At 42.6% G+C, this 11741-nt stretch carries 8 protein-coding genes; 5 read left to right on the forward strand and 3 right to left on the reverse strand.

Annotated features, from left to right (window positions below):
• The first annotated feature begins 154 nt into the window (after window positions 1–154).
• Window positions 155–1132 carry a zinc-binding dehydrogenase gene (locus tag LK453_RS04150; protein WP_201537289.1) on the forward strand — a complete coding sequence of 326 codons (978 nt, stop codon included), beginning with the start codon at window positions 155–157 and terminating at the stop codon, window positions 1130–1132.
• Window positions 1133–1209: 77 nt separating this feature from the next.
• On the opposite strand, the gene LK453_RS04155 is transcribed toward LK453_RS04150, so the two are convergent.
• Window positions 1210–2517 (reverse strand): acetyl-CoA hydrolase/transferase family protein, encoded by a 1308-nt coding sequence (locus tag LK453_RS04155; RefSeq protein ID WP_201537291.1) that lies wholly within the window; start codon window positions 2515–2517, stop codon window positions 1210–1212.
• Window positions 2518–2924: 407 nt separating this feature from the next.
• On the reverse strand, window positions 2925–4523 hold the full coding sequence (gene guaA, locus LK453_RS04160; protein ID WP_201537294.1) for a glutamine-hydrolyzing GMP synthase: 1599 nt from the start codon (window positions 4521–4523) through the stop codon (window positions 2925–2927).
• Window positions 4524–4824: 301 nt separating this feature from the next.
• Here guaA and LK453_RS04165 point away from each other — a divergent pair, with 301 nt between their 5' ends.
• From LK453_RS04165 to LK453_RS04180, 4 genes are all read left to right on the forward strand, one after another.
• Window positions 4825–6552, forward strand: coding sequence for an FAD-binding oxidoreductase (locus LK453_RS04165; protein ID WP_201541518.1), 1728 nt, complete (start codon window positions 4825–4827; stop codon window positions 6550–6552).
• Between the two features lie 94 nt (window positions 6553–6646).
• On the forward strand, window positions 6647–8290 hold the full coding sequence (locus tag LK453_RS04170; RefSeq protein WP_201537300.1) for a glycerol-3-phosphate dehydrogenase/oxidase: 1644 nt from the start codon (window positions 6647–6649) through the stop codon (window positions 8288–8290).
• Between the two features lie 378 nt (window positions 8291–8668).
• Window positions 8669–10237 carry an FGGY-family carbohydrate kinase gene (locus tag LK453_RS04175; protein ID WP_227674325.1) on the forward strand — a complete coding sequence of 523 codons (1569 nt, stop codon included), beginning with the start codon at window positions 8669–8671 and terminating at the stop codon, window positions 10235–10237.
• Between the two features lie 351 nt (window positions 10238–10588).
• Window positions 10589–11260, forward strand: coding sequence for a hypothetical protein (locus LK453_RS04180; RefSeq protein WP_201537306.1), 672 nt, complete (start codon window positions 10589–10591; stop codon window positions 11258–11260).
• A 43-nt stretch (window positions 11261–11303) separates the two neighbouring features.
• Here LK453_RS04180 and LK453_RS14395 read toward each other — a convergent pair whose 3' ends face one another.
• Window positions 11304–11633, reverse strand: coding sequence for an EamA family transporter (locus tag LK453_RS14395; RefSeq protein ID WP_201537309.1), 330 nt, complete (start codon window positions 11631–11633; stop codon window positions 11304–11306).
• Window positions 11634–11741: the final 108 nt, after the last annotated feature.

Below are 11741 nucleotides of genomic sequence, written 5' to 3' on the forward strand. Positions count from 1 at the left end.
TTATTGACTGTCATTCTTCAAAGCCTCACCGATAGCGTTACATTTAATTGGGTGGTATTTAACTTGACTGTATTTAACTTAATCGGGTTAACGCTACTATCAGGACTTAATCTATCCATCAACCTACTCAACAATAATAAATAAGGATTGTGTTATGCGTAGTGCCACTTATCACCAGTTTGGTAAACCTTCAGAAGTATTGAGTATTACCGACATTCCTATACCAGAACCAGGACCAAAAGAGGTACGTGTTAAAACTATTTTGGCCTCAATTCATAACCATGATTTGATTACCATTCGTGGTCAGTATGGCGATAAACCAGATTTACCTACGACGCCTGGTAGTGAAGCACTGGGCATTATTGATGCTGTAGGTGAAGAGGTGGAGGATTTTGAAATTGGCCAACGAGTGGCAACTGCCAGTGTCACAGGCACTTGGGCCCAATACTTTACGGCCCCTGCAAAAATGGTATTTGCTGTGCCAGATGAGCTTGAGGATGAAATAGCCGCACAATTAATTGCCATGCCGCTTAGTGCGTTAATGCTGCTAGAGTTTATGCAATTACAGCCAGGTCAATGGGTTATCTTTAATGCGGCTAACGGTGCTGTAGGTAAATCTTTTGCGATGATTGCTGCCGCTCGTGGGATTCATACGATTGGCTTGGTACGCCGAGCAGAAGCGGCTCAAGAGTTAACCGATCTGGGTATTGAGTACTCTATTGATGTCTCACAATCAAACTGGAAAGACAAAGTGCGTGAACTCGTTGATGATGCTCAAATTAGTGCCGCTGTCGACTCTTTAGGCGGTGAAGCTAGCAATGATTTATTAGACCTATTGGGCACCAATGGTACGTTGGTTTCTTTTGGGGTTATGGCTGGTGAGCCGATGATTATAAATCCTAGCAATTTGATTTTTAAGCAGGCAGTGGTTAAGGGATTTTGGGGCAGTAAAACCAGTCGTGAAATGGATCTTGAAAATAAGCAACGGTTAATCAATCAACTCATCAAGCACGCTACTAACCATCAGCTTACGCTACCGGTAGAGGCAATTTTTGATCTTGAGGATATTAATGAAGCGGTGTCTGGCAAGGTGCAAAAGGGTAAGAAAGGCAAGGTCTTGCTGAAGCTGTGACACGATTACTTAAGACACAAAAAAAGCACCCAATCGGGTGCTTTTCGCATTGAAAATACTGCTTTTATTAATAAAAGCTACTCTACTAGCAAACCACAGCTTACCGCCTCAGCACGCAGCTGATCTCTAAAGTTAGGATGGGCAATAGAGATTAAACGCTCAACACGCTCCTTAACATTGGTGCCTTCTAAACTAACAATCCCATATTCCGTGGCAACCATATCCACATTAGTACGGGTTAAAGTTACAATAGACCCTAGCTTTAAGAAAGGAACAATTTTGGACATTTCTACCCGTTCGCCCTGCTCATTTTTAGTAGTAAAAGTGGAATACAAAGCGATGATGCTACGACCATTTTTAGCCATCTGAGCGCCGACAGCCGTCGTAAACTGACCGCCTGTACCACTAAATTGGGTATGACCAATAGATTCAGAACATACTTGACCGGTTAAGTCCACTTCGATGGCCGTATTGATGGAAATCATATTATCGTTTTGGCTGATCACATAAGGGTCAGTGACATAGGAACCTTTACCCACAATAATTGATGGGTTATCGTCTAAGTAGTCATATAAACGCTTGCTGCCTAAAGCAAATGAAAACACTACTTTACCTCTATGTAATGACTTTTTCTTGCCAGTAACCACGCCTTGCTCGATTAAATCTAGCATACCTGTCGTCATCATTTCGGTATGAATACCTAGATCTTTTTTATCTTTCAAGCAGGCAGCAACCGCATTTCGAATTCCGCCGATACCAAGCTGAATGGTATCCCCATCTTGAATATGTTCTGCAATGAGTTTACCTATTTTTAAATCTTTTTCGTTGGGTTCAATTTCTGGTAAAAAAGGAGGTTGATAATCCGCTTTAACCAAATAATCAACATCATCGATGTGTATTTCATTGTCACCAAAAGTTCTAGGGAAATTTTCATTAATCTCCAAAATAACCAACTTAGCATTTTCTATAAACTGTGTTTCACAAACATTGGATAAAGATAATGACATAAAGCCATGTTTATCAGGAGGTGTTGCCGAACCAATAAAAATATCGGGTGTGATATGCTTCATCCTATCAGAAGCTGATAAATACAGATGATTAGGCACATAATTAATATTGCCATTTTTATGTGCGCTTCTCGTTACAGGCGAGAAAAACATACTATCAATATTGAAAGAATCTTTATATTGATCTTCATAAAACTTAGGTTGAATTAACGTTAAGCTATTAGTGATGGTGACATTGTTAACACGGTCAGCGATGGTATGGAGGTTTTCTAAAAATAGTTTTGCTTCACCTGCTCCCAGGCCTGTAACAACATGGTCACCACTTTTTATGAAACTTAATGCTTCTTCAAGACTTATTATTTTATTGTCTGAGTTCATATTTCTCTCTAAATGTTTAATTGTTTTAAAAGCTATTAATAGAATATTACGTCGAGCAAACTACCCTTAGGGCAGTTAAACTTTATAAGATCGATTAAACAGTCGAATACAATAACCTTTCTCATTATGAGGAGTGAAATAGCTCTACTCTTAATTTTTCTGCTCTTAATTCTAAAGTAGGGCTCATTTTTTATAGGGCAAAATAAGGATTGGTTCGACCCATATTTAGGGTCAACATCGAAGTTTAAATAATTGAAATCCTTACTAATAATTATAACAGTGTTATTTGAACTAACATATTATTTATACTTTTTTATATATGAATAGCTATACTTTGACACAAAAAAAGCACCCAATCGGGTGCTTTCCTCGTTAAAAATACCGTTTAGAACCTACCATACTTACTGTTATTCCCACTCAATAGTGGCTGGTGGCTTACTTGATACGTCATAAGTCACACGAGAAACATCTGCGATTTCGTTCATGATACGGTTACTGACAGTCTCGATTAACTCATAGGGCAAGTGGGCAAAACGTGCGGTCATAAAGTCGATGGTTTCAACCGCACGTAAAGCGATAACCCAAGCATAACGGCGGCCATCACCTACTACACCCACAGATTTTACTGGGGTAAATACCGCAAAGGCTTGTGCGGTCTTTTCATACCAGCCTGATTTCTCAAGCTCTTGCATAAAGATAGCGTCTGCTTGACGTAGGATGTCAGCATATTCTTTTTTCACTTCACCCAAGATACGCACGCCTAGGCCAGGGCCAGGGAACGGATGACGGTAAATCATCTTATGCGGTAGGCCTAATGCGATACCCAATTTACGCACTTCGTCTTTAAATAGGTCGCGTAGTGGCTCAACCAATTCAAACTGTAGGTCTTCCGGTAAACCACCTACATTATGGTGGCTCTTAATGACATGGGCTTTACCTTGGTGCGACTTCGCTGACTCGATAACATCAGGATAAATAGTCCCTTGAGCCAAGAACTCGACTGGTTTGCCGTCGCTACCTTGGCTCACATCACGTGCTGCATCAGCGAATACGTCGATGAAGGTTTTACCAATAATTTTACGCTTAGCTTCAGGGTCTGACTCGCCTGCCAACGCATCTAAGAAACGCTCTTCAGCATCCACACGAACCACTTTTACACCCATGTTTTCAGCAAATACTTGCATTACTTGATCGCCTTCGTGCAGACGTAATAGACCATTGTCCACAAACACACAGGTCAGTTGATCGCCAATCGCTTTGTGTAATAATGCGGCAACTACTGAGCTATCTACACCACCCGATAAGCCAAGCAGCACTTGTTTGTCACCGATTTGTTCTTTTAACTGCTCAACACGCATGTCGATAATATTATCTGGCGTCCAGCTACCGGCACAATCACAAATTTGATGCACAAAGCGTGACAACAACACATCGCCTTGTAGGGTATGAGTCACTTCTGGATGGAACTGTAGGCCGTAGTATTTCTTATCTTCATTGACCATCACTGCGATTGGGCAGCTTGGGGTACTGGCGATAACATCAAAGCCTTCTGGAACTTCAACAACTTTATCACCATGGCTCATCCAAACGTGCATTAAGCTGTTGTCTTTATGCGCATCTTCGATACCATCAAGCAAGGTGCTAGACCCTGTAATTTCAATGGTCGCTGCGCCAAACTCGTGTACATCACTGGCTTGCACTTTACCACCAAAGTGATCGGCCATGGCTTGCATGCCATAGCAAATACCTAAAATAGGCACATTCAAATCAAACAAAGCTTGATTGATTTTTGGGCTGTTTTCATCGTGCACACTTTCAGGACCACCTGATAAGATAACGCCTTTGGCACCAAACGCTTCAATACGGCTAGTGTCGATGTCATAAGGATACATCTCACAAAAAACACCGGCTTCGCGCACACGGCGGGCAATAAGCTGGCTGTACTGTGAGCCGTAATCGATAATTAAAATACGGTCTTCTTTGATGGCAGGTGTGTTATTACTCATAGTGATGTCCAATTGGGCAAGTCTAATTCAAAGTTAAGTCAGATTTTAGGAAGGTTATCTAACCGTGACGTAGAAGTAGGGATAAAATTATATCCGGCTATTTTAACAAGAATCTAAGCCATGATGGGGAATTGTGTTTTTAAATGCCTTCGAAAAGTGTAATTAATTCAGTAAGGCGATGGATTAAATCTCTATTACTTAAATTGTGTTAATAAATAGTTTATTATATTGTATTAACTACAAACAATTAGTAATATATTCATTAAATCATGACTATAACAAATGGAAAGGTTATATCCCTATGAGTAAAATCACCTCAATTCTTCGCAAAATGACTGCTTCTAATACGTCACCTGCTAATAAGACTGAACAACCTGCTTTAGACTTCCCTGTCAAAAGTAATACCCCTAAAGAACAGACCCGCTGGAATGGTTGGGGCAATATCAATATCAATAAAGCAGTCTCACCTCATGGGGCTAAACTGATTAAATCTCATATCGGCAAAACTCAAAAACTGCCTTCTGTTAGCCTAGAATCGGTATTAAAAACAGTTCCTTCCTCACGACTCCCTCATGCCCTCACCGAATTGGCAATGGTCTCTACTGACAACGAAGTACGTGTCAGACATGCGCGTGGGCAAAGCTTCCCCGATTGGATTGCCATGCACAGTGGTGATTTTGGCGTTTTCCCTGATGGGGTCGCCATGCCGAAAACTACCGAAGATGTCGCAAAGCTATTGGCCTTGGCCAGTGAACACGACCTAGTGGTTATCCCTTACGGTGGCGGTACATCCGTGGCCGGTCATATTAATCCGCCTAAGGATCCTCGTCCAGTATTGACCATTGCCACTGGTCATATGGACAAACTCATTGATTTGGATGAAGCAAGCCAAATTGCTACCTTTGGTGCAGGTGCTCAAGGACCTGCTGTAGAAGCACAGCTGAGTGATCATGGCTACCGATTAGGACATTATCCACAATCTTGGGAATTATCTACTTTAGGCGGCTGGATTGCAGCCCGTTCAAGTGGTCAGCAGTCTTTAGGCTATGGCCGTATCGAACAAATGTTCGCTGGCGGTACCTTAGTCACCCCTCAAGGCAAGTTGACCATACCCGATATCCCTGCCTCCTCTGCCGGTCCTGATTTGCGTGAAATGATGATGGGTACTGAAGGCCGTGCCGGTATCTTTACCGAAGTCAAAATGCGGGTACAGCCTCAGCCTGAGCAAGAGGTTTTTAAAGTGGCGTTCTTACCTAACTGGGAAGCGGGGCAAGCGTTATTAAAACAAGCGGTTCGAAAAAATGTTCGTCTATCTATGTTACGCCTAAGTAATGCTACTGAGACCAATGCCCATCTACATTTAGGCACCACGCGCAGTCAATTCTTGGCCATTACTGCCTATTTAAGATCTAAGGGGTTAGGCTCGGATAAAGTGATGCTCACTTATGGCGTGACGGGCGACAAAGCCCAAAATGCACTGGCATTGACCCAGTTTAAACAGCTGTTAAAACAAAATGGCGGTGTCACCGGTAAATTGGCGGACTTAATGGGCTCGATATGGGCACATGGCCGCTTTAAATTCCCGTATTTGCGTGGCACTTTATGGGAAAAAGGCATCATGGTCGATACCTTCGAAACCTCGACAAACTGGACCAACATTGACCAGCAAATGGCCGCTATGGAGAAGGCAGTTCGTGAATCACTGCGAGAGCATGGCGAACAAGTGATGGCGTTTACCCATATTTCGCATGTTTATAAACAGGGTGCCAGCTTATACACCACCTATTTCTTTAGAACCGCTAAGAGTCATGCTGAGACCTTGCAGCGTTGGCAGAAAATTAAACATGCCGCAAGCACCAGTGTGGCCAACGGCAAAGCCACGATTTCGCATCAACATGGTGTGGGCCGTGACCATGCTCCTTATCTGGTGGCTGAAAAAGGTGAGCTTGGTCTACAAGTGACCCGTGACATGCTGCAAAGCTTAGATCCTGAGCAGCGTATGAATCCAGGCGCTTTGCTAGAGGACTAAATTGCCCAAAGACTAAAGCCTGTATTAGCAGCATGGATAACTAGCCATGCTATTTGCTACACACTAATTGCCACCCATTGATGAGGAACCACTCATGACCCAAACACAACAGCGTCAACAAGCTTTAATACCCCTTTTGCGCACCGAACCTTGGGATATGTTGATTATTGGGGGTGGTATTACCGGAGCAGGTATTGCTCGAGAGGCGGCCAAACGTGGTCTACAAGTGTTATTAATTGAACAAAGAGACTTCGCTTGGGGCACCTCGAGTCGCTCTAGCAAAATGGTACATGGCGGACTACGTTATATCGCTTCTGGGGATTACAAAACCACGTTACTCAGTGTACGTGAGCGCGAACGTATGCTGAAAGAAGCAGGCGGCCTAGTTAATGAAATGCATTACATGATGCCGCATTATAAAGGCAAGTTTCCGCCGCCTTGGATTTTTAATAATCTGCTTAGGGTATATGACAAACTGGCCGGAAAACGCTACTTCAAATACTTTAAAAAAGACGCTTTTTCGCCGTTAAATCCTGGTATTAAACAAGACAAGCTACTGGGCGCCAGTCAATTTAGTGATGCTGTCACTGATGACTCGCGCTTGGTGATGCGGGTGCTCGGTGAAGCCCTGCATGATGGGGCGCAAGCTATTAACTATCTAAAAGCTGAAGGCCTGCTCAAAAACGACCAAGGTCTGGTAGTGGGGGCAAAGCTAGTAGATACTGCTACTGACCAGCATTCTGAAACTTATGAGGTTTATGCTAAGGTGGTGGTTAGCGCCACGGGGGCTTGGGCAGATAAGTTGCGCCTGCAGGCCTTCTCTGAAACCCCCACCAATTTCCATAAACAAATTCGTCCGTCTCGGGGCAGTCACTTGGTTATTAGTCAAGAGCGCCTACCGATTGAACAGGCGTACACTTTACTGCATCCCGTTGATAAAAGAGCTTTGTTTGTCTTTCCTTGGGAGAATAGAACCGTCATTGGCACCACTGATTTAGACCACCCACCCCTTGATGATCAAGAAGTCGGCATCACCAATGAAGAAGTCGATTATCTATTACAGGCGGTCAATGGTCTGTTTGATCATACTCAGTTAAGCCGTGAAGATATTATCAGTACTTGGGCGGGCGTCCGTCCGCTGATTTCTGAAGGTGGTGATGGTAAACGAGTCAGTCCTAGCAAAGAGAAACGTGATCACAGCGTGTGGTTAGACAACAATCTGGTCACGGTCAGTGGCGGTAAGTTGACCACCTTCCGTCTTATCGCCCTTGATGTGCTTAAAATCTGTCAGCAGGTATTACCGATTGACAATAATGCGGCCATAGATGATGCCGTCTTTAGCAATCCGGTGCCAAGCAATGACAAATTTGCTCAGTTGCCTGCCCCACTCCAGTACCGCTTGCAAGGTTTTTATGGCCGTCAACTAGATCAGTTACTCGAGCTTGCAGAGGATCAAGAGCTTGTTCCTGTTGCTGATAGCAATACGCTGTGGGCAGAGATTAGATTTGCGGCACGTTATGAGCAAGTTATTCATTTAGATGATTTATTACTGCGTCGTACTCGTCTAGGTCTTATCTTGCCGCAAGGGGCGATGATAGATTCTGTAACCGATAAACTGCAACAGATTTGTCAGCAAGAGCTGGGTTGGGATCAACAAAAATGGCAACAAGAAGTCGACCTTTATAAAGCTCTTTGGCAAAATTACTATCATTTACCGGCGCATTTACCGGCGGCATAACCCGTCGATTTTAAAAACTTTGACAGTGAGTGATAGGCTGGCTTAAAGTCTTGATTTACAGTAACTTATATTATAGTAAGTCGCATCGACTCTCTGACTGGCTTAACTTATAACTATTGTCATAAAGGATAAAGTTTCTCAAAGGATTGAGTACTTAGGGACCTTTAAGGTTAGCAATAAGCGTTATCCGCTTTTTGGCCTGACAGGTTAGGTTAATATTGTAACCTAATAATGAGGCTCCCTTATCTTCTCCCTGCCCTCAGTCCTAGTTAAACCCTATGATGACTCTATCCAAAAATGTAGGCTAGCTATGGGATAATTTTTTATCTCAATATCCCAAAGCCAATTTTCTTATTAATGACCGAGTGGCACACCCTTATGAGCGTTAAAAACGAAACCCCAATTTATTTACTGGCCATAGACAATGGCACTCAGAGTATTAGAGCCTTAATATTTGATCAGTTCGGTACTGAAATTGCTAAAGCGCGTATTCCTATTGAGCCTTATTTTTCCACTCAGGCCAACTTTGCTGAGCAGCATGCCCATTATTATTGGGAAAAACTTAGTGAAACTTGTCAACAATTATGGCAAAACTGCGATATCAAACCTTCGCAAATTGCAGGGGTAAGCCTAACCACACAACGCTATACCATGATCTGTCTGGATAAGGATAAACAGCCATTACGCCCTGCCATTGTTTGGATGGATTTTCGCCAAGGCGAAACCAATGATTTGGGATTTCTTGACCCCCTCACCAAACTGGTTGGTATGGGAGAATTGGCAGAAGAGGCTCAGAAAAAAGCACGCTGCAACTGGTTATCCCGTCATGAGCCTGAGATTTGGGCTAAGACTGCCCATTATGTCAATTTATCGGCCTATTTGACTTATAAGCTGACCGATGATTTGGTCGACTCGTCGGGTCAGACCACCGGCTACTTGCCTTATGACTACAAGGCACAAAAGTGGATGAAGCCCAACAACTTTAAGTGGCGCCTATTCAGTTGTCGCATCGAACAGATGCCAAGACTGGTCGCACCTGGGCAAAAATTAGGACATATTACCGCCGAAGCGGCGACAGCCACAGGTATTCCTGAGGGCACACCGATGATTGCAGCGGCCAGTGACAAGGCTTGCGAGGCATTGGGCAGTGCCGGCTTATCTGCCGATACCGCGTGCCTAAGTTTTGGCACCACGGCTACCATTAATACCACCTCAACCAACTATATTGAGGTGCTAAAGCACATGCCTGCCTATACAGCGGCGGTCCCAAATTACTACAATCACGAGTATATGATTTACCGCGGATTTTGGATGGTCAGCTGGTTCAAAGAGCAGTTTGCCCATTACGAGGCGCAACTGGCGAAGACCCAAGGTATTGATACTGAACACTTACTAGATCAAGCGGTTAAAGACATTCCTGCGGGATCAATGGGATTGATGCTGCAGCCTTACTGGTCACCTGGCGTACGTCATCCTGGGCTTGAAGGCAAAGGCGCGTTGATTGGTTTTGGTGATGTGCATACCCGCGCCCATATTTATCGGGCTATTTTGGAAGGTTTGGCTTATGAGTTAAAGCTTGGGTTTGATACCATTGAGAAGCGCACTCGTAAGACCATTAAGCACCTTCGCGTCTCTGGGGGCGGATCTCAAAGCGATGCAGCGATGCAACTGACTGCAGATATATTTGCTATGCCCGCCTATCGTCCTCATACTTTCGAGGCTTCTGGTTTGGGCGCGGCCATAAACTGTGCAGTGGGGCTTGGCGTTTATCCAGATTATTCTACCGCAGCTGAGGCGATGACTCATTTGGGTGATGAATTTTTGCCCATAGCCGCCAATGTTTCGCTTTATAAACGCTTGTACAATGAAGTTTATCTGAAGATGTATGATCGTTTACAGCCTCTATACCATAGCATTCAAGACATCACAGGCTGTCCTGAGAAATAGAAAATTCATGACAGGCTTAACACACGCTTATTACACGTTTAATAATAAAAATAAGACAAGGGTTTTACCATGAAGATAAGCAGTTTACTTATATTTTTTATCGTTGTATTTGGGCTAAACTATGTCCTTAATATGACCCTAAAGTTAGGGCAGGATCTGACTTATATCTTAATTCTAAGTGTTATTACGACGGTCCTATTTTATGTCTTAACGTTTATGCGAGACCGGTGGTCGAAATAAAGTTAAGTTCGAATATTGTACAATTGCGTCATGACGATTTGGCTACCCACTTATTATTATTCGTACCACATAAACTATCAGCGGGTTGACTTGTGAAAGAAGGATTACAAAATGCGTTTTTTATATCGCATACCTATTTTGATTATACTCTTCTTGTCGATGCAAACTGTATGGGCATGTATGCCGCTCTCAAAAAACGATGTATTTATTGCTCGTCTGCAATCATCTCAGCCCATACTAATGGATAATCAGCAGAAGGGTTTTGACTTGCAGTTTAGTCATTATCGCTTCGTTTTTCGTACCCTTAAAATGTGGCTTATGTATTCTAAAGCTGAGCACTGGCAAAGTGATTTTGAGTTAAAGGGTATCGAGCCAAATGACTTAGTTATTGGGCTGGCGTATAACCAAGATGGCAGTAAACCAAAAGATTACACGGTAGCATCCATAGCAACTCTAAGCTGTAAAGATGATAAATTGATAGTTGGTAAACCATTGGTGCCTTTTTTAGCATGGAACCGAGTAGAGGGTAAATGTGGTCATAACAGCAGCTATAAAGTTGGAATATTGGATGGCTTTATAGAGGAAGATCAAGCTTATTATTTACAGCAGTTACAAGCCAAATATCCTACTTGCAATAAGCTGAACGCTGCGTTCCCTAGCAATGCTGCTAGTAGTGGTTCTATTGATAATACACCATCAATTGATAGGCATCGTGCGTCCGAAAAAGAAAGTAATTCTCGAACATCATTTTGGGAGAATATTAAATTATGGTTTGGGTATTAGTTTTAAAATTACTCTAAATTTTGTATAAGTAAATCAGTTGAACCTACATAGCTTTAGAAGATTTTTGAGTCTGATAAATGAACAAACTTGCACAAATTAATAGGACACCAAAAATAGTTAACTCACTCAAAGTAGTATCAACAACCAGACTTTCCAAAATCATTGTCAGTAAGGGTAATAAAAAGAATAAAGTGCTTACTTTATCTGCAGAGCTATATTTGAGCATAAGCATCAATAATAAATAAGCCCCTACGGAAAACACTGCTCTCATCCATACCAATGACCGCAAAGAGTAAGCATTGACCTCAAAAGATAATCTTTGATAAAAATAACAGCTGAAAATATCGAGAATAAAAAAAATGGTCTGAATCAATAAGATTAATTTTGACCATTATAAAATAGCATTATGACGGGTTAGCCTCTACTCTTGAGTCCTATTAGATTAATAAGGTATGTTACTATACCTGCCCCTTTTAAGTTT

The sequence above is a fragment of the Psychrobacter sanguinis genome (assembly GCF_020736705.1).
Lineage (GTDB): Bacteria > Pseudomonadota > Gammaproteobacteria > Pseudomonadales > Moraxellaceae > Psychrobacter > Psychrobacter sanguinis.

Coding starts and splice junctions, on each gene's coding strand:
- LK453_RS04150 (WP_201537289.1), top strand. CDS start 155: ATGCGTAGTGCCACTTATCACCAGTTTGGTAAACCTTCAGAAGTATTG.
- LK453_RS04155 (WP_201537291.1), bottom strand. CDS start 2,517: ATGAACTCAGACAATAAAATAATAAGTCTTGAAGAAGCATTAAGTTTC.
- guaA (WP_201537294.1), bottom strand. CDS start 4,523: ATGAGTAATAACACACCTGCCATCAAAGAAGACCGTATTTTAATTATC.
- LK453_RS04165 (WP_201541518.1), top strand. CDS start 4,825: ATGAGTAAAATCACCTCAATTCTTCGCAAAATGACTGCTTCTAATACG.
- LK453_RS04170 (WP_201537300.1), top strand. CDS start 6,647: ATGACCCAAACACAACAGCGTCAACAAGCTTTAATACCCCTTTTGCGC.
- LK453_RS04175 (WP_227674325.1), top strand. CDS start 8,669: ATGAGCGTTAAAAACGAAACCCCAATTTATTTACTGGCCATAGACAAT.
- LK453_RS04180 (WP_201537306.1), top strand. CDS start 10,589: ATGCGTTTTTTATATCGCATACCTATTTTGATTATACTCTTCTTGTCG.